A 23,410-nucleotide genomic window follows, 5' to 3' on the forward strand; every position below is an offset into this window, starting at 1 on the left:
GTACCGAAATTACACCTTTTTAAATACTTTTACTCAAAAATTGAGATTAAAATATGAATTTTGAGCAACTAAAACCCGAAGTTGATAACATCATTTTAAAAACAAAACTTAGTGTTAATGACAAATTACTAGCTATTTGTAAACTGTTAGAGAAACACGTTGAATACTATAATTGGGTTGGGTTCTATTTTAGAAACGGAGATAAAGAAGAATTAGTTTTAGGCCCCTATGTTGGTGCACCAACAGACCATACAGTAATTCCTTTTGGCAAAGGTATTTGTGGGCAAGTAGCAGTAAGCAACCAAAATTTTGTAGTTCCAGATGTGACTGCACAAGATAATTATATTGCTTGTAGTATTACGGTTAAGGCAGAAATTGTAATTCCCATTTTTGTAGATGGTAAAAATATCGGTCAGATTGATATAGACTCTAACACACCAGACCCATTTACCAAAGCAGACGAACGCTTTTTAGAGTTTGTTTGCCAAAAAGTAGCTAAAATTTTATAGTTGTTAATAACTTCTGTTTTTGGTTAAAAAAACATCTCTTTTTTTATAGTTGTTACGTTTATTTTTTGGTTCAAATAGTTACTTTTGCACTTTATTAAAACTTTAATCAAAAAATAATCTTAAATACTCATTATCACAACAATAAGTATTTAAAAAACAAACAGGAATGAGCAACGAAAAAACTATCAAATCTGCCCTAATTTCAGTATTCAGTAAAGACGGTTTAGAACCCATTGTAAAAAAATTAAACGAACAAGGTGTTACCATCTATTCTACCGGTGGAACCGAAAAGTTTATTAACAATTTAGGCATAAATGTTGTTCCTGTTGAAGATATAACATCTTATCCTTCAATTCTTGGAGGGCGTGTAAAAACACTTCACCCTAAAGTTTTTGGAGGTATTTTAAATAGACAAAATCATGATGGTGATGTAGCTGAATTAGCAGAATATAACATCCCTCAAATAGATATTGTTATTGTAGATTTATATCCGTTTGAAAAAACGGTGGCTTCTGGCGCTAGCAATCAAGATATTATTGAAAAAATAGATATAGGTGGTATTTCTTTAATTAGAGCCGCTGCAAAAAACTATGCCGATGTAGTTTGTGTATCATCAGTTGATGATTATGCTGAATTTTTAGAATTAATTACAGAGAAAAACGGAACCCTTTCTGAAGAAGACAGAAAACGTTTTGCCACCAAAGCTTTTAACGTATCTTCACACTATGATTCTGCTATTTTTAATTATTTTAATGCAGACAAGCAAGAAACTGTTTTAAAAATAAGTGAAACCAAAGGTAAAGTATTACGTTATGGAGAAAACCCACATCAAAAAGGGTTTTTCTTTGGAGATTTTGATGAGTTATTTACCAAACTTCACGGTAAAGAATTGAGCTACAACAATCTTTTAGATGTTGATGCCGCCGTAAACCTAATGCTAGAGTTTAAAAATGATGCGCCAACATTTGCTATTTTAAAACACAATAATGCCTGTGGTTTAGCACAACGAGATTCTTTACATCAAGCATACGTTGATGCCTTAGCAGGAGACCCAGTATCGGCTTTTGGAGGTGTTTTAATTAGTAATACAGAAATTGATTTAGCAACAGCAGAAGAAATTCACAAACTATTCTGTGAAGTAGTTATTGCACCATCTTTTGCTCCTGAAGCATTAGAATTGCTAAAAGGTAAAAAGAATAGAATTTTACTTAAAATTCATGATGTAGAAATGCCTGCAATGAATGTAAGAAGTTGTTTAAACGGTGTTTTATTACAAGACAGAAACAATGTAACTGATACCGCTACAGATTTAAAAAGTGTTACAAACATCGCTCCTACCAAAGCTCAAATTGAAGACTTATTATTTGCTTCAAAAATTTGTAAGCATACAAAATCTAACACCATTGTTTTAGCAAAAAACAAACAACTTTGTGCTAGCGGAACTGGACAAACTAGTCGTGTAGATGCATTACAGCAGGCCATTCATAAAGCAAATTCTTTTAATTTTGATTTAAATGGAGCCGCTATGGCAAGTGATGCGTTTTTTCCATTCCCAGATTGTGTAGAAATAGCAAAAAATGCGGGTATTACTTCTGTAATTCAACCTGGAGGTTCTATAAAAGACCAATTAAGTATTGATTATTGTAATGAAAATGATGTAGCTATGGTAATGACAGGCACGCGTCATTTCAAACATTAAAAAGTTAATTAGCAAGTCTAAAAACCGATTAAAAACGTATAAGAATGATACGCCTAAAATTATTAGCATTTTCGGTGCTTGTATAGCGTATATTTTTATTAACTTTTATTACATTTACAAGATTTCAATTACTAACTCAATAAAACCAATAAAAATACATGGGCTTTTTTGACTTCCTAACCGAAGAAATTGCGATAGATTTAGGTACAGCCAATACACTAATTATCCATAATGACAAAGTTGTTGTTGATTCCCCTTCTATTGTTGCTAGAGACAGAGTTACGGGAAAAATAATTGCTGTAGGGCAAGAAGCCAGTTTAATGCAAGGCAAAACCCATGAAAACATTAAAACCATTCGCCCTTTAAAAGACGGTGTTATTGCAGATTTTGATGCTTCTGAACAAATGATAAGTATGTTTATTAAAAACATACCTGCATTAAAAAAGAAATTTTTTACACCAGCGCTTAGAATGGTTATTTGTATCCCTTCTGGTATTACCGAAGTAGAAATGCGAGCCGTAAAAGAAAGTGCAGAACGTGTAAATGGTAAAGAAGTGTACCTAATACACGAACCCATGGCAGCAGCTATTGGTATAGGGGTTGACATTATGCAACCAAAAGGAAATATGGTAGTTGACATAGGTGGTGGTACTACCGAAATTGCTGTAATTGCTTTAGGTGGTATTGTATGTGACAAATCAGTTAAAATTGCGGGTGATGTATTTACAAACGACATTGTGTATTACATGCGCACACAACATAACTTGTATGTAGGTGAACGCACTGCTGAAAAAATTAAAATTCAAATTGGAGCCGCAACCGAAGATTTAGAATTACCACCAGAAGACATGAGTGTTCAAGGACGTGACTTATTAACCGGTAAACCAAAACAAGTTTCTATATCGTACAGAGAAATTGCCAAAGCCTTAGACAAATCAATCCTTCGTATTGAAGATGCCGTAATGGAAACCTTATCTCAAACACCTCCAGAATTAGCTGCCGATATTTATAATACAGGAATATACTTAGCAGGTGGTGGTTCTATGTTACGTGGTTTAGACAAGCGTTTATCTCAAAAAACAGACCTTCCAGTTTATATTGCTGAAGACCCTTTACGTGCGGTAGTTAGAGGTACGGGTATTACACTTAAAAATTTAGCTAAATACAAAAGTGTATTGATAAAATAGGGCGTTAAAACATGCAACAGATTATAAATTTTATAATACGGAATAAAAACTTTCTGTTGTTCATGTCGCTATTTTTCATCTCAATTGTATTTACAATACAGTCGCACTCTTACCATAAAAGCAAATTTATAAATTCTGCCAACTTTTTAAGCGGAGGAGTTTATAACTCTTTAAATAATTTCAGTGAGTATTTAAATTTAAAATCTCAAAACAAACTACTTGCTGAAGAAAATAACAGACTACGTGAACAACTATTCAATATTAATACTACTAAAGATTCTACTTTTACAAACACCACTTCTTCTGGTAAACTGTATAAATTTTATTCAGCCAATGTAATCAAAAACAGCTATTCTTTAATAGATAATATTCTCTTAATAAATAAAGGCCAAAGAGATAGTTTAAAACAAGATTTTGGTGTTATTACAACCAAAGGTATTGTTGGTATTGTTGACAAAACCAGCAACCAATTTGCAACGGTAATATCTATTTTAAATTCAACTAGCAAAATTAGTGCTGGATTAAAAAAAACCAATCACTACGGATCATTAGAATGGGATGGTGAAAATCCACAAATAGTTCAATTAGTAGATATTGCCATAAACGCCAATGTAAAAAAAGGAGATACCATCATCACATCTGGACAATCTTCAATTTTCCCAAAAGGTATTCTTATTGGTACTGTAGAAGATTTTAAACATGATATAGCCGAAAACTTTTATGAAATTAATGTAAAGCTGTTTAACGACATGACCAACCTAGAGCATGTTTATGTTATTGAAAATATTCATAAAGAAGAAATAAATAATCTTATAAATGAATAACAGTTTAACCGGACATATCATCAGGTTTTTTGCACTTGTTTTTGCACAAGTCTTAATTTTTAACCACGTTAACTTTTTAGGCTACATTAACCCTTATATTTATATTTTATTCATTGCTTTTTTTCCAGTAAAAAACAATAGAGCATTATTCATTTTTTCAAGTTTCCTGCTAGGTTTATCTATAGATATGTTTTTAGACACCGGTGGCATTCATGCAGCTGCAAGTGTACTTATAGCCTATATAAGACCCGTAATTTTAAAATCTTCATTTGGAACAATTTATGAATACCAAAGCGTAAGGTTTAATGCTATAAGCTTTGGTGTTATAATTACATATATAACACTATTAGTCATTGCACACCACCTTGTTTTATTTTCATTAGAAATTTTTAGCATTTCTAAAATACTTTTAATCCTTCAAAAAACGTTATTCTCTAGTATATTTACTATTTTATTAAGCATTATAATATACATTATTTTTAGTAGAAACAATAAATGAGACAATTTTTACTTTTTGGTTCTGTAATTCTTGTTGGGGTTTTGTTTATTTTAAGGTTATTTTATCTTCAAATTTATTCTTTTGAAGGTCAAGATTTATTTGAAGACAACGCCATTAGAAAAGTATACGATTATCCTAAACGAGGTTTTGTTTACGATAGAAACGGGAAACTGCTAGTTTCAAATCAACCTTCTTATGATGTGATGGTGATACCCAGAGAAGTGAAACCTCTAGACACTTTAGAATTTTGCTCGCTTTTAAAAATTAGTAAAGAACAGTTTGTACAAACTTATCAAAAAGCGTATCGTTATTCTCCAAGACTCCCTTATGTTTTTGTTTCGCATTTATCTAAAGAAGACTATGCCGTTTTACAAGAAAAAATGCGAAAATTTGAAGGGTTTTACATTCAAAAACGCTCCTTAAGAGATTATCAAACCAAAGTAGGCGCCAATGTTTTAGGCTTTATTGCAGAAGTAAACCAAAGCCAAATACAAAACAATCCATATTACAAAATGGGTGATTTAATAGGTAAACAAGGAGTTGAATTATCTTACGAAAAAGAATTACGAGGTGTAAAAGGAATTAAGTTTATTCAAAAAGACCGTTTTAATAGAGATATAGGCCCTTATAAAGATGGGAAGTTTGACACCATTCCTCAACAAGGCAAAGACATTACAATTACTATAGACACCCAATTACAGGAATATGGCGAATTGTTGATGCGAAATAAAAAAGGTGGCATTGTAGCTATTGAACCCAAAACTGGAGAAATTCTTTCTTTAGTTTCTGCTCCATCATACAACCCTAATTTATTAGTAGGAAGAAAACGTTCTAAAAACTACACAAAACTGTATAGAGACAGTATTCACTTACCTCTTATAGATAAAGGTTTACTTAGAGTACATGAGCCTGGGTCTCCTTTTAAAGCATTAGTTGCTTTGGCTGCACTTCAGGAGCAAGCTATCACTCCAGAAACCACCGTAACGTGTACTGGTGTTTATCATTATGGGAGACATGGTAAAATGGGATGCCATTGTGGTGGTGGTATAAGAGATTTAAGAAAAGGCATTGCTAAATCCTGTAATTCATATTTTGCAACAGCTTTTAGAAGAACTATAGATTTATATCCAGATGCAAGTAAATCTATGGATAAGTGGAGCAAACACATTAAAAGCTTTGGCTTAGGACAATATTTAGGAACCGATTTACCAATTGGAAAAAAAGGAAACATTCCTGATGGCGCCTATTATGACAAATGGTATCCAGACTTTAAATGGGGGGCAACTACGGTCATTTCTAACGCCATTGGACAGGGAGAAATTTTAGTAACCCCTATTCATTTGGCTAACATGACAGCTGCTATAGCCAATAGAGGATATTACTATACGCCACATATTATTAAATCTATTGGAAACGAACCTATTGATGAAAAATTCACAACCATTAGGCATACTACTATAGATAAAAAACATTTTGAACCAGTAATAGAAGGTCTTTTTGATGTGTACGATAATGGTGGTACAGCTCATTTTTTACAAATACCAGGTATAGACATTTGTGGCAAAACAGGAACTGCTGAAAATTTCACTATGATTGATGGCGTAAGAACTCAATTAACAGACCATTCACTATTCATAGCTTTTGCACCTAAAGACGACCCTAAAATTGCCATTGCTGTTTTTGTTGAAAATGGTCATTATGGCTCTATATATGCAGGTAGAATTGCTAGCTTAATGATTGAAAAATATATTAAAGGACATACTACCAGAAAAGATTTAGAGAATTGGGTATTAACGCGTAGTTTAGAATTTGAATATCAAAAACCTTATCTAGGTGACCCTTTTACTATAAATGACAGACGAGAAGAAATTGTGCCTATGCCTAATGATAACCTGCAATAATTTACCACATAATGAGGCTAACAGATAGACATTTTAAATTTGATTGGATAACCATTATCCTATTTTTATTGTTAGTTAGTTTTGGGTGGTTAAATATTGCTTCTGCATCGCATACTGGAGACTCTCTAAATTATTTTGATTTTTCTCAATCATACGGTAAACAACTTATTTTTATATTTTTAACGTTTGGTCTTATTGTTATACTTTTAGCCATAGACGCTAAGTTTTACGAACGTTTTTCTAGTGTTATTTACATTTTATCAATGCTATCACTTATTGGTCTTTTTTTATTTGGAAAAAATGTAAATGGGGCTACTTCATGGTATGCTTTTGGCAGTTTTACTATTCAGCCTAGTGAGTTTGCTAAAACTGCTACCGCACTTGCAGTAGCTAAACACATTAGTGACTTAAATACTAATATAAAAGTCTTTAAAGACCAACTAAAAACATTTACTATTATTGCAATTCCTGCATTACTAGTTTTATTACAAAATGATACCGGAAGCACCATTGTTTATGGTGCCTTCTTTTTTGTTTTATATAGAGAAGGCTTACCAAAATACTATCTTACCATTGGTATTTCTGCTTTAATTACAGCCATTTTAGCATTAAAATTTGGAGCTATTTTCACATCGGTTATTGCAGGCGTGCTCATTTTTGCTTTCTATTTTTTTAATAAAAAGAAAATTAATTTTTTTCAGTCTCTCTTTATTTTAATGTTATCGGTAGGAATCTCTTTTGGTGTAAAATTTTTTTATGAATCTATTTTAAAACCACACCAGCAAGACCGCATTAGTTTATGGTTACGCCTAGAAAAAGACCCTGCAAAACTGGAGCAAATGAAAAGAACATTTGCATATAACTTGAATGAGTCTGAAAAAGCTATAAGATCTGGTGGTTTTAGTGGTAAAGGCTTTATGGAGGGTACCAGAACCACAGGTAAATTTGTACCAGAACAACATACCGATTATATTTTTAGTACCGTTGGAGAAGAATGGGGTTTTCTAGGATCTTCTTTTGTTGTAATTCTTTTTGTTCTACTCATTTTAAGAATTTTACACTTAGCAGAATTACAAAAATCACAATTTAGTAGGGTATATGGTTATGGGGTTGCTTCTATTGTTTTTATTCACTTTTTAATTAATATTGGTATGGTAATGGGGTTAATACCAACAATTGGCATACCGTTACCTATGTTTAGTTATGGTGGCTCTGGGCTGTGGGCTTTTACTATTTTAATATTTATCTTTATTAAATTAGATTCCAATCGTATAAACGAATGGTAGATAGATAAATTGACATTTAATTATTTCACTATAATGGAAAAAAGTTTCTTAATAGTTTTTGGAATATTTTTAATTATTGGGTGTTCTAGCACTAAAAACGCTTCAAAAAAAAGTTTTTCTAAAGCAGAAATTAATTTAATTGCATCTGCAGATTCTTTAACTCCAATGCGTGTTTATAAAATTACCAATAAAAAAGATTCTGTTTTACTACGCACAAAAAGCGCATATATAAAACCCAATCCTAAAGATAAGGTGCAACAAATGTTAATTAAAAGACTATATGCTACGGTAACAGATAGCATGTCTTTAGGTGTAGGCATTGCAGCTCCACAAGTTGGTATTTTAAAAAATATTATTTGGGTACAACGGTTTGATAAAGAAAATTTTCCGTTTGAAGTGTACTTAAACCCAAAGATTACTAAATATTCTGAAGAAAAATTAACTGTAAAAGAAGGTTGCTTATCTATTCCTGATAGAGTAGAAACTTTAAATTGCAGATCTAAAACTATTAATATTGAATATGACACGGCTAATGCAGAGCATAAAACTGAAACTATTGAAGGTTTTACATCTGTTATTTTTCAGCATGAAATAGACCATTTAAATGGTATCTTATATTTAGATCATTTGGATAAAGAAATTAACGATGCTAAACGCGTTAGGGATTGAAGCAAGTTACCGTGTAACGCGGAAAGCCCGCCCAAGCCATAGCTTGGGAACGCCCTAATTATAATTTTACTTTTTAAGTTCTAACTTTTCAGCAAAATAATCGCAAAAATCTTTCATGGTAGCTGTCATTTTTTCGTCTTGTGTAGCCCTATTAAACGTATTACTCATAGCAACTAAAGTTTGATGAAAAAACACTTTCATTTCATCAACCGGCATATCTTTAGTCCATAAATCTATACGTAAAGACTCTTGCGCTTCAGAATCCCAAACACTAAGCATCATGGCTTTAGATTCTTGGTTAGTGATACCGCCATCTTCTGCAGACCAAAATAGTTTTTCTGGCACTCTATTTTCATCTAATTCTACATTCAATTCTATCTTAGAGGTGTGTGTTTTAGGCATTATTTACTAGGTTTATATTTAGTGTTATTATAAATTTCTTCTGCACTGGTAATTAGCATTTTTTTAAGTGATACCTTATTTTGTTCCATATAGGCTCTAACCATTTTCCAACCAATATACTGCCCCAATCTACCAGGAGAATCGGCATCTATATCTTCTAAATAAAATTTGGTAAATGGTGCTGGATTTATAAATCTACTAGGTAATTTAGAGTCTGTACTAAAAAGTAGTTCACGTTCTACAAAATACCGCCATATATCACTCTCATTGGTATTTGCCCAATTTAGCTCATCTTGAGTGTAGCCTATGCGTTGTGCTTCGGTTTTAAAAGGAATAATTACATCTTTAAAATATAGTTGTTTCCCAAAATATATCATTTCATCTAATAAGGTTTTATTTTGCGCTTGATGAATATATTTTTTGGCATATTCTGTAGCTAAATCAACTACTATTTGTTCTTTTTCAAAATGACTTTTAATATATTTAGGGATATTAGTATAAAACTCGTGATTGCTTCCTAAATAATTATCTAAAGCAATTATAGCAATAGTATCTGTTACTATTACTCTATTTCTATAATCAACATCACTAGTAGTAGTAATAATTCTTGGAGGATTAAATGCTTCAAAATAATATTTTATATGATTAAAAAGTGATTCAATTTCGGCTTCTGTATCATTAAAATTGTTAAAGGTTTTATTAACTTCTGAAGATAACATTTGTTGTAATGTATCATTAATCTTGGCTAACCAAAAGGAGTCTTTATATTTTTTTGAAAACATAAACGGGTATGCTTTCTTTATTTTAGGAAGGGTTTCTGCATTGGTTTCTGCAAAAAATTGGTCAAATCTTTCTACTTCAACATCAATATTTATTTGTGCAATGTCATTTTCAAGTTGATTATTTTTTTTACATGAATATACAATTACAGTTAATAATAAAAATAATAATAGGTTTTTCATATAAAACTTACACGTTATAAATTTTTATTAATTAAGTCTTTCGTTTATTTTTGTTTGCAAAGGTACTATTCTTAGAATTAAATTCACTTAATATGCAAACAGAAAAAGTTGTTATTCATATTGTTAATTGGTTAAAAGATTATGCTACAAATGCTGGCGTAAACGGATTTGTAGTTGGCGTTTCTGGCGGCATAGACTCTGCCGTCACTTCAACTTTATGTGCTAAAACAGGTATGAATGTTTTAGTTGTTGAAATGCCTATACACCAAGCCAAAAGCCATGTAAGTAGAGCCCAAGAACATATTAAACAGTTAAAAACAAGATTTGATAACGTTAGCGATACACGTACCGATTTAACCCCTGTTTTTGATGAATTTAAAACGGAAGTATTTCTTGATGGAGACCAAGCCACTGTAGATATGGCATTAGCCAATACCCGTGCTAGATTAAGAATGACTACGCTTTACTATTATGCTGGTCTTTACAAACTTTTAGTAGCTGGAACAGGAAACAAAGTTGAAGATTTTGGTGTTGGTTTTTACACCAAGTACGGAGATGGTGGGGTAGATTTAAGTCCCATAGCAGACCTTTTAAAATCTGAAGTCTACCAATTAGGTGAAGCATTAGATGTACCAGAATCTATTATGAATGCTGCCCCAAGCGATGGTTTATTTGGTGATGCTAGAAGTGATGAAGATCAAATAGGAGCCTCTTACCCTGAGCTTGAATGGGCTATGAAAATGGATAATGAAGGCAAAACAGAATCTGATTTTAAAGGCAGAGAACAAATTGTTTTTAAGATATATAAAAGGTTCAATACAGCTAATAAACACAAAATGATTCCTATTCCAGTTTGCAATATCCCTAATAATTACAGATAAATGTTGTAAAGTATTCAGGAAATCACTACTTTTGAAGTTGCATATTCTCTCAACTATAATTATCTCTCTAAAATTAATTATGCAAAACAACCAAAATTATGATAAAGTTATTAATAGCAGACAATCACCCTATCACAAGGAAAGGACTTGAAGTACTTTTCTCAGCCTCTTCTGACATTAAAATTGTTGGAAGCGTAGACGATGGCGAGGCCATCCTTGAATTTATTAAGAAAAATCCAGTTGACATTATTTTAACTGAAGCCGATTTTCCTAAACTTAATGGTTTAACCCTGTTACGTCATTTAAAAAATGACTACCCAGATATTAAAACTATTATTTTTAGTGGACAGCCAGAAGAAGTATATGCCATAAACGCCATTAAAGCTGGTGCTGCTGGTTATATTTCTAAAACGGTAAATGTTATTACAATTAATGAAGCCATTTTAAAAGTTCATGAAGGTGGTATTTATTTAAGTAATGAGTTAACTCAGCAATTGGCGTTTGGAAATCGTGTTGGAAAAAGCACTGGATCTTTCTATAAAAAACTATCTACCAGAGAAGCCGAAGTACTTAAACTTTTAACTATAGGTAGAAAAAACAAAGAAATTTCTAAAGAACTTGATATTAACGAAAAAACCGTTAGTACTTACAAAGCACGTTTAATGCGTAAGCTTAAAGTGACTAATTTGGTAGATTTAGTTAATCAAGCTAAACTTACCCAGCAGTTATAACACTCTGTTAAGTTTTCTAGATAACAACATTTTTAAGCCTGAGTAGTCTTTTACTTCTTCAAGAACATTTTTATTTACCTCGCTGGTATTTTGTAATGTTTTTTGTTGATATTCTTTAACCTTTTGGTCTATTAAAAAGCAACGCAGGCTTAAAATTGTTTCGCTTACTAGTTGTGCTACTGTATGTGTTTTTTCTTTTGGATAAATTTCCATTCTATTCCAATTATCTAAACTGTAGCGCTCATCATCCATTAAAATAGTGGTAATTTCATTTGCTGTTTCTTGGTCTACAGAATTTATAAACATTTTTAAATCGAATTCAGTATTCTGATTTAAAGCATCTATAATGGTGTAATACAAAGTTTTAAACCTTTGGTTTGAAAATTCCATTTCATCTTCCTGAAGGTCTAAAAACACTTTCTCAAAAACTTTTGCTTCTTGAATAACCGGTTCTAGAATTAAATCGCCTTTATCATTTTCCTTTAAAACTAAATCTTCAAAATTTTCTATTCTACTACCATACAACAACAAAATTTCTATAATTTTTCGTTCTAACAAATACTGAACATCTACCTTTTTTACAGGTTGTTCATGTTTAATAACTTCAAATGATTTTTGTTGCTTTTTGTATTCTTTATTTTCTTCTTGAAATTCTTTTTTATTAATTTGTGCTAAGGTACTGAATAGAACTTCTTCACTAATATCCATTATTCTAGCACATTCCTGAATGTAGATTTCTTTTTTTATCCTATCAGGAATTTTTGAGATACTGTTTACAATATCACGTACAGTTTCTGCTTTTTTTATAGGATCTTCTTTAGAATCTTCATGTAAGATTGAAGCTTTAAATTGAATAAAATCTTTAGCATTATTTTCTAAATAGAGTGATAATTCTTCAAGAGTATTTTGTTTAGCAAAACTATCGGGGTCTTCGCCTTCAGGAAAAGTACATACCTTTACATTCATACCTTGCTCAAGAATTAAATCAATTCCTCTAAGAGAAGCTCGCATGCCCGCCGCATCTCCATCAAAAAGTACGGTAATATTTTTTGTAAGCCTGTTAATAAGCCTTATCTGTTCTGATGTTAGAGCCGTTCCTGATGAAGACACAACATTTGTAATACCAGTTTGATGAAACTGAATAACATCTGTATAACCTTCAACTAAATAACAATTATCTTCTTTTGCAATGCTTTGTTTGGCGTTATAAATACCATATAAAACCTTGCTTTTATGGTATATATCACTCTCTGGAGAATTAAGATATTTAGCAGCTTTTTTATCGTTTACTAAAATTCTACCTCCAAAGCCCAATACGCGCCCACTCATACTTTTAATAGGAAACATAACACGCCCTTTAAACCTATCAAAATGCTTATCGGGTTTAACTATTGTTAAACCTGTTTTTTCTAAAAATTCTAATTGATATCCTTTTTTTAAAGCTTCATCTGTAAAGGCTTGCCATTCATCAAGTGAATAACCCAAATCAAACTTTTTAATGGTTTGGTCTGTAAATCCGCGTTCTTTAAAATAACTAAGCCCAATAGATTTTCCTTGATCTGTTTTATGTAGTATATTCTGAAAGTACTTATTAGCAAACTCACTTACCAAATACAAACTCTCACGTTCATTGGCGGCTTCTTTTTGCTCATTGGTTTGCTCTGTTTCTTCTATTTCAATATTGTACTTTTTTGCTAAATATTTTATGGCTTCAGGGTATGTAAAATGCTCGTGCTCCATTAAAAAAGCAACTACATTACCGCCTTTACCCGTACTAAAGTCTTTCCAGATTTGTTTAACGGGAGATACCATAAAACTTGGGGTACGCTCATCACTAAAGGGGCTTAACCCCTTAAAATTACTACCTGCTTTTTTAAGGTTTACAAAATCGCCTATAACCTCCTCTACTCTGGCGGTTTCAAAAACTTGGTCTATGGATGATTGTGATATCAATGTTATAATTTAAAGCGAATGTAAATTTAATATTAATGAATTGATTACAGAAATATATATTGGCTTCAAAATTTGATTATGTAATTAATTTCATATAAATTCGTTTTAACCACCTAAAAACATCTTAAAATCAATAGTTTATGAAACTTAAAACTCCCTCTCACTTGAAACTATTTTTTGTTTTAACTTCATTCATTTTTGTTGCTCATAATACATTTTCTCAAAAAAGAGAAGATCTTGAAAAGTGGGTTTATGCTGTTGAAAAAGAATTCCCTGAAATTGAATGGCAATCTACCCAATCAAAATTAAGATCTGGTAGTTATAAGTACAACTTAATAAGGCATCACTTACTTTCTGACACCTATTTTGTTCCTGTTTTTGGAGTATCAATAGATAAAATGAGTGCTTCAAAAAGAAGCAAAGTGGCTTCAAAAGTTAATTCTTATAAACGAAAATCTAAGTATCCATGGGCCAATAGACTAGATTGGTATTTATGGGGAGCTCTCAATCAACCTAGGGCTTATACTAAAGTTTTAAAAGAAGTGGCTTTAATACGTGAAAATAGAAAAAACCTAAAAGAAACCACCAATAAAATCATTTCTAATAATGTAAGTTTTAATGAGCTTTTACAAATAAAAAGTAGCGTAAAGTATAAATATTCTAAACTATTGCCTTCTGAAATAAATAATCTAAACAACTTAATTAAAGAACATGAGCGGTTAATTGCCGACAATACATTGGAAGAAAAAATGGCAGAATTAAATAATTTGAGTCCAAGTTTTCAGTCTGTTAATAAACTAGAATCATTTAGAAATTACAACAGGCAATTATTTAGCAGTGCCTCTCCAGAACATACTTCGCAAATAGACGCCAATATTAAAAAACAATCTGAATCTATGGTAGCTATGTTAGCCACAAAAAAACAAGCTAATTTAATTTCTCAAAATTTTACAGGAAAAACTATTACTAGTGTAAATGATATCTGGAAAAATTTAAATACTTCTTATAAAAAATATCTTTATTTACCAGAAGTTAAAACACTTTTAAACACATACAAACAAAAAAAAACCGGCTATACAGCTAACCTAAAAGATGTCATTATTAACAAAGCCAAAACCCTATATACCACAAGTGAACTTTCATCTTTATTAAACCAATACACTAGTAACACAAATGCTAATACATCTATAAAAACCTTAACTAATTATATTGAATTAAGGAAAAAAGCCATAGAGCAAATACTTAAAGAGCGTGAAGAAGAAAGAAGAAAAAAAGAAGCCGAAAAAGCAGCTATAATTAGAACTAATAAACAACTAGTATCTAAATTAAGAAGTGAATTGCGTATTCAATATGAATCTAATCTACCAACCTTTGAAGAGTTACATTACATCTTGCAATCTTACCTTGGCTTAATAAACCCTAACGGAAAATACAATGTTAGTGATGCCAAACGTTTTATTAATCTAGTTGAAGATAAAAGGTATATGCGTTTAAGAACCAATGCCATATCTGGAGATAATGAAACTTTTCAGAACAGTAAGGGCATGAAAATAAAGTGTTCTGCACTCACATCTGTTGATGGTGAAGATTTTGCTTATACTGAACTGATTATACCCAATGTTACAAGAGAACTTTTTGAACTATACTCAAAAGAATTAACCTCTGAGTATAGAAACATTCTAAAAAACAGCATGACCCCTAATGTAAAACCAGATAAAAAAGATTTTTACATTAAAAGTGGTAGAACTTTGTATGGATTAGAAATTGACGATAATGGGGCATTAGTTGCTAGAGCTCAAAGAAACAACTTTGCAAATTGGCCAATAATGGCAGAAAGATCAGATTACAAAACTTTAAAAGTTTCTTCTTTTAGTAACGTAACTGATGTATTAGTTAAAACCGGTCAGCAAATTACTTTTAAAGCTTGGGGTAAAATACAAATAGGCGCTTTTGCAGGATACTCTACCCCAGCTGGCATTAATGGTTTTAGTGCCTATAATAAAGTTAGAAACTTTAAGCATGGTGCTTTAATGGGAAAAATAGGTAGTAAAGGCTCTTGGTTTTACATAGGCTCTAACAAAACCATTACTGCTAATGCTACTGGAAAATTATATTTAAGCATTAACGATAAAGATGTTAACAACAACAATGAAGGGTTTTATCATGTTCAATATGAAATAAGGTAGTTTATGCAAGATTATAACACAAAAAAGCTTCTCAGACCTATAAGCCTGAGAAGCTTTTTTTATAATTAGAAACTAATTTAATCCATATCAAAACGGACACCTATAGAAATATTATTTTGATCTATTAACTGATCTTTAAATATGGGAGACAAATCGTATTTAACATACAAAGCCGCATTACCAAAAGCAATGTAACTACTTAAGCCATAAACCAAATCTGTGGTATTAAGTCCACGTTTTTGTTTTTCTTTTATACGCTCTCCATCTAATTCATATTTTAATTTTTGACGTGTGCCTATGTTAAATCCAGCATAACCACCAAAACCTAATTTAAATTGTTTATCAGTTGAATACCTAAAATAAGTGTCTTTTTCTATTTTTTTTGAGGGACCAATTTCAAAATGAACGGGAAACACTAAATTTGTGATAGATAGCTTTGATTTTTTTAAATCATACGGAAACTCTTCTAATACAGTTAGGTTATCTTGTTTTACAAAATACATGTTGTCTTTAGGTTTTAACCCATTAATTTGAAGTGAATATCCATACTTTAGCCTTAAAAAATTAGAATTTTTAAAAACACGTGTTTTCCACGCCCACCCAATTTCAAAAAAACGAGAGCCACCAAATTTATATGGAGAATCATCTAAGTTTTCACCCTCAATAATAGCGTTGTTTAAACCAAAAGCCAATACCAAATCACTGGTGGTACGTTTATCATATTTTTTTGGCTTGTTTTTACTTTTTATTTTAACCCCTGCAAAACTACCTCCTTCACCTCCTATGCTAACCCCTATTTTTGATAAATCTTCATCGTTTTGAGTTTGGTAACCTTCTTCATTACGTTCTAATAAAGCTATTTTATTATTAATAATTGCTATTCTATTTTCAATGTTTAAAGCTCGTTTTTTAGCAACTTCTTGTTTTAAAGCCTCTGCCTCTGTATTAGTTATTTCTCCTTTTTCTAATCTCATATTAATAGCTTCAACTTCAACCTTTAAAAATTCACGCTCTTCTGTATTAATTTGTTCTTTAAATTCCTTTAAAGTTTCTATTTTTTCTTTATTTACCTTAGGAATAGAGTCTTGTGCATTGATGAGTTGCACACATAAACATAGCACAATGAGTGCCAAATAATTTGTAATTGTTTGCATAACTGTTCGTTTATTTAATTGATGAATGATGATTTTTTTTAATTATTACGATTGGCTACTGCTGTTTTTACCGTACCGTAACTTGCCTTTAAAGCTTCAAAAACTTTAGTTCTGAAAGATTTATCTAAATCGGTTTCAACCTCTTGAAGTAGCTTATTAGCATCAACAATTGTGTTACTTTCATTATGGCGTTTTGTAAAAACAATTTCTCTTTGTGCCTTTTGCAATAACTCTTCAATTTCTGCATCTGTTACTTGAGTCTTTTGTTCTTTTAGCTCTTTAACTTGCGCCACTACTTCCTGTATTTTTTGTTCTTCAAAGGTTAATGCTTCTTTTAATTGTTGTTCTGGTTTAATAGTTTTTGATGATTTTATATTTTCTGAAACTACTACAGGAATTTTATTTAAAATTGGCCCCACGCTTTTTACTGGTGATTCATCTTTTATTTTAATTTCTGTTTTTGGGGTAGTTACTACTTCCTCTTGGGTTTGTTTTTGGTCTGAACTATATAATGGTTTCTGTTCTAATACTTCAATATCATTAACCTTTGGATTTTTAACTACTTGTGGCTCTATAATTTCTTGTTTATTACCCACTAGTTGAGATACTACAAACAACACACCTACTATGCTTGCAGCAACACCGCACCACCAGTATAAATTAACGTGTTTCTTTTTTTCATTAGCTTCTAACCGTTCTGACAATTTATCCCAAGCATTGACTGAAGGGGTTAACTTTCTATCTTCTAGCTTGTCTTTTATATGTTTATCAAAATTAACTGGTGCCATAACTTGTTGTTTTATTAGATTTTCTAATTCGTTCTTGCAGCATTTTTCTGGCTTTAAATAATTGCGATTTTGATGTACCTAAACTAATGTTAAGGATTTCTGCTATTTCATAATGTTTATACCCCTCAATGGCATACATAACAAATACTAATTTATAACCTTCGGGGAGTGCATCAATGTGTTGCTGTATTTCAGCTACTTCAATATCTGTATTGATACTATTAGTATGCTCATTTTTAATATCAATCTCATCAAAAGGAAGCTCAATTTTTTTTTGCTTCCTTAGCATAGAAATAGATTCGCGTACCATAATACGTCTTACCCAGCCTTCAAAACTTCCTTCAGATTTATAGCTTTTTAAATTTGAAAAAACTTTAAAAAATCCGTTAAGCATTGCTTCTTCAGCATGTTGTACATTTTTTAAATAATACCTACAAACGCTTAACATTTTTGGTGCATGCAACTCAAACAATACGTGTTGCGCCTCACGATTGTTTTTAACAGCTCTTTTAATGAGAGCAGATTCGTTCTTGTGGAGTTGTATAACTTTCAAAAAAGGTTTCATTTGGCTTTATACTATTACAGACGCAAATTTTATGCAAATGGTTGCCTTAAGTTTAAAAAATATTTTGAAAGCTAAAATATTTACTGCTTATCAGTAAGTTACAATATTAATATTTATAAATTAAATTAGTTGTAAAAGCGCTTCCATGTTATTGAAAGTTTTGGTAGCATGGTCTTTTAATTCATTTTTATAATCGCGAGCTGTGTATCCAAAAACATCAAAACCTCCATTAATAGCAGCTTTAATTCCAGATAAACTATCTTCTATTACCAAACATTCTTCTGGTTTAAAACCCATGGTTTTTGAGGCCCATAAAAACACATCTGGTGCGGGTTTCCATTTTTGAATAGCATAACAGCTAAATATTTTACCTTCAAAATAAGGTAGAAGGTTTGTTAATTCTAAATTAAGTTTAATTTTTTCTTCAGGTCCGCTAGAAGCCACACAAAATGGCAAGCTTAAATTATCTAAAACATGATGAATTTCTTTAACGGGCTCCATATTTTCTTTAAAAGCGGCAAAACTTCTGTTTCTATATTCTTCAATAAAACTGTTGCTTACAGGTTTTTTAGCCAGTTTTTTTATTCTTTCTAAACAGGCATCAATATAACTTCCTTTAAAGTACTTAAAGGCATATTCTAAATTAATATTAGCGCCATACTCATTGGCCATATCAACTAAAACTTGATTGCTGATGACTTCGCTGTCAACCAAAACTCCATCACAATCAAAGATTATACATTTGTATTTACTCATAACTAAGGTGTAGAATTTGAAACTTGCAACAACTTACCATTATAATATTTGTTTCCGGTGAGTGAAAAATTGAAGATATATTCTGCCATATCTAAAGCGTTTATTGGGGCTTGATAACCAGGAAAAGCTTCTTCTAGCATTTCGGTTTGTACTGCTCCCAGTGCTAATACATTAAAACTAGGGCCTGTTTCTTTGTATTCTTCGGCTAAAAGTTCTGATAAAGTTATTACAGCTCCCTTACTAGAACTGTAAGCTGCTAATCCCGGAAATTTCATGCTTCCTTGCACACCACCCATAGAACTAATAGTTACCACATGACTACTTTTATTCATGAATGGCATACTGGTTCTTATCATTTCTGAAACTCCAAATACATTGGTTTTATATACCTGTTCAAAATCTTCAATAGTAGTTTCTAAAAATGGTTTATTTAAAAGCGTTCCTGCATTATTTATAAGAATATCAACCTTTTTAAATTTTAGTTCTAAAAACGTTTCAACTCTTTTATAATCTAATGGGTTACTTAAATCGAAAGGGAAAGTGGTTACATTATCAAACGGAAGCTCAAAAACGGGCTTTTCGTTTCTAGATAAGGCTAAAACTTTATGACCTGCTTTTGCAAATAGTTTTACTAGTTCAAAACCAATGCCTCTGCTGGTTCCTGTAATGATGACATTTTTACTCATTATTCATTTTAATTTCTTTAGACATACTATTAGTCATTCCTTCAATAGCAGGAATCATTTTATTAATAAAGTTCGTCATGTGATTGAAATCCATTTTATTAGATTCATCATCTACATGATGATAGTAATCAAAATTTGTAAAGTCGAAGGTAGAAATAGCATGCGCTGGTACCTTAAATTGATTAAAAAATGGGAAGTTATCAGAACGTTTAAATAATTTATACTTTTGAGCTTGAGGTAAAAACCCAACTAAAGACTCGCCTGCATACATATTTAATTTTTCGGCAATATTAGATTTATTATATCCTGTTATATAACTTAATTTATTACCAGAATTTCTAGGTACACCCATCATTTCAAAATTAATCATGGTATACAAATCTATATTCCTTTTCTTTAACCGTTCTGCAAGATGCTCTGAACCTTTTAACCCCATTTCTTCTGCAGAAAATAAGGTAAACAATAAGCTACGTTTATTACTTTTAGATTTAGAAAAATATTTAGCCCACTCCATAACCGCAACTGTTCCAGAAGCATCATCATTGGCACCATTTGCAATAGTGTCTCCATTTACTTCTTCAACAATACCAATATGATCATAATGCGCCCCAAGAATAACAAACTCATCTTTTAATTTAGGGTCATTGCCTTCAATAAACCCTACAATATTATAACCTATAATATTATTAATATTAAAGCTATCTCTGTAAGTTTTAAAGTAAGGTTTCACCTTATGTTTTTTAAAAAATTCTTCTATATATACAGCTGCTTTTTCAATTCCTTTAGAGCCCGTATTTCTTCCTTCCAATTCATCTGAAGCTAAATATTCTAAAGTCTTTTTAACACTATCTGACTCGGGAAGTACAGATTGAGATTTACAACTTAATACTAGTAATAGAGAACAAATGCTTAATATCTTTCTCATATATTAAATATTAAAAAATTAAAGATAAAAAAACCTACTTCAAAAAGAAGCAGGTTTTTTTTATTTAGATAGTTCGCACTATAGCGAACTTATTTCTATTTTAAACTAGCATTGTTACTGGGTTTTCAATATACCCTTTTAATGTTTGAAGGAATTGAGCACCTGTAGCACCATCAACAGTTCTGTGATCACAAGCAAGGGTTAATTTCATAGTATTACCTACTACAATTTGTCCTTCTTTTACCACTGGTTTTTGTACAATGGCTCCAACAGATAGAATTGCTGAATTTGGCTGATTGATAATAGATGTAAAATAATCTATACCAAACATTCCTAAGTTAGAAACTGTAAATGTACTACCAGACATTTCATCTGGAGTTAATTTCTTATTTCTTGCTTTACCAGCTAATTCTTTAACCTCTGCTCCAATTTGTGGTAATGATTGTTCATTAGCAAAACGCACAACAGGTACAACTAATCCGTCTGGAACAGCCACCGCTACCCCAATATGTACATGGTTATTTAAACGCATTTTATCATCAAACCACTGTGAATTTACTTGAGGATGTTCTTTTAATGCTAAAGCACAAGCTTTAACAACCATATCGTTAAACGAAATCTTAGTATCTGGAATAGAATTGAATTGCTTACGGAAAGCAATAGCGTTATCCATATCAAATTCTACTGCTAGATAATAGTGTGGCGCTGAGAATTTTGATTTAGTTAGTGATTTAGCAATTGCCTTACGCATTTGAGAATTAGGAACATCTTCATAATCTTCTTGACCTGTTGGCACATATTTACCAACAGCTCCTGCAGAAGAACCTGGTACAAAATTCTCTATATCAAATTTTACTATTCTTCCATTTTCACCAGTACCTGTTATATGAGCTAAATTAATACCTCTTTCTTCGGCCATTTTTTTAGCCAAAGGAGACGCTAATATTCTTTCTCCAGGTTTAGCTGGTTTTTTAGGTTTTGGAGCTTCCTTTTTTGCTTCAACTTTAGGAGCTTCTTCAGCCTTAGGTGCAGCTGCAACTGGTTTTGGCGCTTCTACCTTTGGTGCTTCTGCTTCTGTACTAGCTACAGATTTAAAGTTTTTAGCTACATCTGAAACATCTGTTCCAGCAGGTCCTATTATTGCTAAAAGTTCATCTACCTTTGCGGATTCTCCTTCTTGTAACCCAATATAAAGTAGCGTACCTGATTGGAATGATTCAAATTCCATAGTAGCTTTATCTGTTTCAATTTCAGCTAGAATATCTCCTTCTTCAACAGTATCACCTACTTTTTTAATCCAAAGTGCTACCGTTCCTTCTTCCATGGTATCACTTAAGCGTGGCATAGTTACTACTACAACACCTTCTGGTATATTAACTGTTGTTGTTTCTTGTTTTTCTTCGGTAACAGGCTCAGAAGTTTCTGCTTTGGCAGGTTCTGCTACTGCTTCTTTACTTTCTTCAGCTGGAGTATCTCCTCCATTTAATAAAGCAGAAATATCTTCTCCTTCTTCTCCTATAATAGCTAAAAGCTCGTCTACTTTAGTGGTTTCACCTTCTTGAACTCCAATATAAAGTAAAGTCCCTTCATTAAAAGACTCAAACTCCATAGTGGCTTTGTCTGTTTCTATTTCAGCTAAAATATCACCTTCTTCTACTTTATCTCCTACTTTTTTTAACCACGAAGCTACGGTACCTTCTTCCATGGTATCGCTTAAACGTGGCATATTTACTACTATTGCCATAGTTTATAATTTATGTTGTATAAATGGATAGTCTTCTTGTTCGTAAACCATATCGTAAAGTTGTTGCTTTTCTGGGAATGGAGATTCCTCTGCAAACTTTTCGCATTCTGCTACTCTTTCTTTTACACGCTTATCAATAGCTTTAATGTCTTCTTCTGTTGCGTATTTCTTTTCAAGAATAACATCTTTAACCTGTGTAATAGGGTCTATTTTTTTGTATTCTTCTACTTCAGCCTTCGTTCTATAATGTTGAGCATCACTCATAGAGTGTCCTCTGTATCGGTAAGTTTTTAATTCTAAAAATGATGGCCCACCACCTTTTCTAGCTCGTTGAATAGCTTCATCAAAGGCTTCGGCAACTTTTACAGGATTCATACCATCAACAGGTGCAGAAGGCATTTCATACCCTAAACCTAATTTCCAAATGTCTTCGTGGTTTGCAGTACGTTCTACAGAAGTACCCATTGCATACCCATTGTTTTCACAAACAAAAACAACTGGTAAATTCCAAAGCATTGCTAAATTAAAGGTTTCATGTAACGATCCTTGTCTTGCAGCACCGTCACCAAAACAACAAAGTGTTACAGCATCTCTTCCGTGGTATTTATCTCCAAAAGCTATACCAGCTCCTAAAGGAATTTGACCACCAACAATACCATGACCTCCGTAAAAACGGTGTTCTTTTGAGAAAATATGCATAGACCCTCCCATACCTTTTGAGGTTCCGGTTGCTTTCCCGTATAACTCAGCCATAACTCGTTTTGGATCTTCTCCCATACCTATTGGCTGTACGTGGTTTCTATAAGCCGTTATCATTTTATCTTTGGTCAAATCCATAGCATGTAAAGCTCCTGCTAACACAGCTTCTTGACCATTGTATAAGTGAAGAAATCCTCTAACTTTTTGCTGTATGTAAACTGCTGCTAGTTTATCTTCAAACTTTCTCCAGAACAGCATCTCTTCATACCAATTTAGGTATGTTTCTTTAGTGATTTTTTGCATCGACTAATAAAAGGTTTTAATTAAGCGGAATACAAAAGTAATACATTGGTTATTATTGTAAAAATCTAATTTCATTAAACTAAAAAAAATATCAAAAAAAT

General features: G+C 31.8%; 22 protein-coding genes. 11 read left to right on the top strand and 11 right to left on the bottom strand.

The window, feature by feature from the left end; translation table 11 throughout:
* Positions 1-53: 53 nt before the first annotated feature.
* The 8 genes from J1D01_RS15365 to def all read left to right on the top strand — a co-directional run bounded on the left by J1D01_RS15365 (position 54) and on the right by def (position 8,574).
* Entirely contained in the window at positions 54-509 is a 456-nt protein-coding gene (locus J1D01_RS15365) for a GAF domain-containing protein (protein ID WP_421151461.1), read from the top strand.
* 166 nt (positions 510-675) lie between these two features.
* Entirely contained in the window at positions 676-2,208 is a 1,533-nt protein-coding gene (purH, locus tag J1D01_RS15370; protein WP_421151462.1) for a bifunctional phosphoribosylaminoimidazolecarboxamide formyltransferase/IMP cyclohydrolase, read from the top strand.
* A 158-nt stretch (positions 2,209-2,366) separates the two neighbouring features.
* The gene (locus J1D01_RS15375; protein WP_421151463.1) at positions 2,367-3,395 is read left to right on the top strand and encodes a rod shape-determining protein; all 1,029 of its coding nucleotides are present in this window, start codon (positions 2,367-2,369) and stop codon (positions 3,393-3,395) included.
* 11 nt (positions 3,396-3,406) lie between these two features.
* The gene (gene mreC / locus J1D01_RS15380) at positions 3,407-4,219 is read left to right on the top strand and encodes a rod shape-determining protein MreC (RefSeq protein WP_421151464.1); all 813 of its coding nucleotides are present in this window, start codon (positions 3,407-3,409) and stop codon (positions 4,217-4,219) included.
* A complete protein-coding gene (locus J1D01_RS15385) occupies positions 4,212-4,718 on the top strand; it encodes a rod shape-determining protein MreD (protein WP_421151465.1) in 507 nt (168 codons plus the stop codon). Before mreC ends, J1D01_RS15385 begins: the two co-directional genes overlap by 8 nt.
* Positions 4,715-6,619: a penicillin-binding protein 2 gene (gene mrdA / locus J1D01_RS15390; protein WP_421151466.1), complete on the top strand. Its 1,905-nt coding sequence runs from the start codon at positions 4,715-4,717 to the stop codon at positions 6,617-6,619. Before J1D01_RS15385 ends, mrdA begins: the two co-directional genes overlap by 4 nt.
* A gap of 8 nt (positions 6,620-6,627) precedes the next feature.
* Positions 6,628-7,905, top strand: a complete 1,278-nt coding sequence (gene rodA / locus J1D01_RS15395; protein WP_421151485.1) for a rod shape-determining protein RodA — start codon at positions 6,628-6,630, stop codon at positions 7,903-7,905.
* 33 nt (positions 7,906-7,938) lie between these two features.
* The gene (gene def, locus J1D01_RS15400) at positions 7,939-8,574 is read left to right on the top strand and encodes a peptide deformylase (protein WP_372937248.1); all 636 of its coding nucleotides are present in this window, start codon (positions 7,939-7,941) and stop codon (positions 8,572-8,574) included.
* Positions 8,575-8,640: 66 nt separating this feature from the next.
* On the opposite strand, the gene gldC is transcribed toward def, so the two are convergent.
* Positions 8,641-8,976 carry a gliding motility protein GldC gene (gldC, locus tag J1D01_RS15405; RefSeq protein ID WP_372937247.1) on the bottom strand — a complete coding sequence of 112 codons (336 nt, stop codon included), beginning with the start codon at positions 8,974-8,976 and terminating at the stop codon, positions 8,641-8,643.
* Positions 8,976-9,938 carry a gliding motility lipoprotein GldB gene (gldB, locus tag J1D01_RS15410; protein ID WP_372937246.1) on the bottom strand — a complete coding sequence of 321 codons (963 nt, stop codon included), beginning with the start codon at positions 9,936-9,938 and terminating at the stop codon, positions 8,976-8,978. The genes gldC and gldB overlap by 1 nt, the downstream gene beginning before the upstream one ends.
* A gap of 92 nt (positions 9,939-10,030) precedes the next feature.
* Here gldB and nadE point away from each other — a divergent pair, with 92 nt between their 5' ends.
* Together nadE and J1D01_RS15420 are read left to right on the top strand one after the other, a co-directional pair.
* On the top strand, positions 10,031-10,819 hold the full coding sequence (gene nadE, locus J1D01_RS15415) for an NAD(+) synthase (protein WP_421151467.1): 789 nt from the start codon (positions 10,031-10,033) through the stop codon (positions 10,817-10,819).
* Positions 10,820-10,917: 98 nt separating this feature from the next.
* Positions 10,918-11,550: a response regulator gene (locus J1D01_RS15420; RefSeq protein ID WP_372937244.1), complete on the top strand. Its 633-nt coding sequence runs from the start codon at positions 10,918-10,920 to the stop codon at positions 11,548-11,550.
* Here the strand turns inward: J1D01_RS15420 and dnaG are convergent.
* Positions 11,545-13,503, bottom strand: a complete 1,959-nt coding sequence (dnaG, locus tag J1D01_RS15425) for a DNA primase (protein ID WP_421151468.1) — start codon at positions 13,501-13,503, stop codon at positions 11,545-11,547. The two genes, J1D01_RS15420 and dnaG, sit on opposite strands and share 6 nt — an antisense overlap.
* 140 nt (positions 13,504-13,643) lie before the next feature.
* Between dnaG and J1D01_RS15430 the strand changes: the two genes are divergently transcribed.
* Entirely contained in the window at positions 13,644-15,689 is a 2,046-nt protein-coding gene (locus J1D01_RS15430) for a hypothetical protein (protein WP_421151469.1), read from the top strand.
* A gap of 77 nt (positions 15,690-15,766) precedes the next feature.
* Here the strand turns inward: J1D01_RS15430 and J1D01_RS15435 are convergent, their stop codons facing one another.
* From J1D01_RS15435 to pdhA, 8 genes are all read right to left on the bottom strand, one after another.
* The gene (locus J1D01_RS15435) at positions 15,767-16,843 is read right to left on the bottom strand and encodes a hypothetical protein (protein WP_421151470.1); all 1,077 of its coding nucleotides are present in this window, start codon (positions 16,841-16,843) and stop codon (positions 15,767-15,769) included.
* Positions 16,844-16,881: 38 nt separating this feature from the next.
* Positions 16,882-17,631: a hypothetical protein gene (locus tag J1D01_RS15440; protein ID WP_421151471.1), complete on the bottom strand. Its 750-nt coding sequence runs from the start codon at positions 17,629-17,631 to the stop codon at positions 16,882-16,884.
* Positions 17,618-18,184 carry an RNA polymerase sigma factor gene (locus J1D01_RS15445; RefSeq protein ID WP_372937239.1) on the bottom strand — a complete coding sequence of 189 codons (567 nt, stop codon included), beginning with the start codon at positions 18,182-18,184 and terminating at the stop codon, positions 17,618-17,620. The genes J1D01_RS15440 and J1D01_RS15445 overlap by 14 nt, the downstream gene beginning before the upstream one ends.
* Before the next feature lie 132 nt (positions 18,185-18,316).
* Entirely contained in the window at positions 18,317-18,952 is a 636-nt protein-coding gene (locus J1D01_RS15450; protein ID WP_421151472.1) for an HAD family hydrolase, read from the bottom strand.
* Between the two features lie 2 nt (positions 18,953-18,954).
* A complete protein-coding gene (locus J1D01_RS15455; RefSeq protein ID WP_421151473.1) occupies positions 18,955-19,638 on the bottom strand; it encodes an SDR family NAD(P)-dependent oxidoreductase in 684 nt (227 codons plus the stop codon).
* Positions 19,631-20,563: a M28 family metallopeptidase gene (locus tag J1D01_RS15460; protein WP_421151474.1), complete on the bottom strand. Its 933-nt coding sequence runs from the start codon at positions 20,561-20,563 to the stop codon at positions 19,631-19,633. The genes J1D01_RS15455 and J1D01_RS15460 overlap by 8 nt, the downstream gene beginning before the upstream one ends.
* 100 nt (positions 20,564-20,663) lie before the next feature.
* Complete coding sequence (locus tag J1D01_RS15465) at positions 20,664-22,307, bottom strand: pyruvate dehydrogenase complex dihydrolipoamide acetyltransferase (RefSeq protein WP_421151475.1); 1,644 nt, start codon at positions 22,305-22,307, stop codon at positions 20,664-20,666.
* A gap of 3 nt (positions 22,308-22,310) precedes the next feature.
* Positions 22,311-23,309 (bottom strand): pyruvate dehydrogenase (acetyl-transferring) E1 component subunit alpha, encoded by a 999-nt coding sequence (gene pdhA / locus J1D01_RS15470; RefSeq protein WP_372937027.1) that lies wholly within the window; start codon positions 23,307-23,309, stop codon positions 22,311-22,313.
* Between the last annotated feature and the right edge of the window lie 101 nt (positions 23,310-23,410).

The organism is Seonamhaeicola sp. NFXS20 (genome assembly GCF_049132085.1).
Taxonomy (GTDB): Bacteria; Bacteroidota; Bacteroidia; order Flavobacteriales; family Flavobacteriaceae; genus Seonamhaeicola.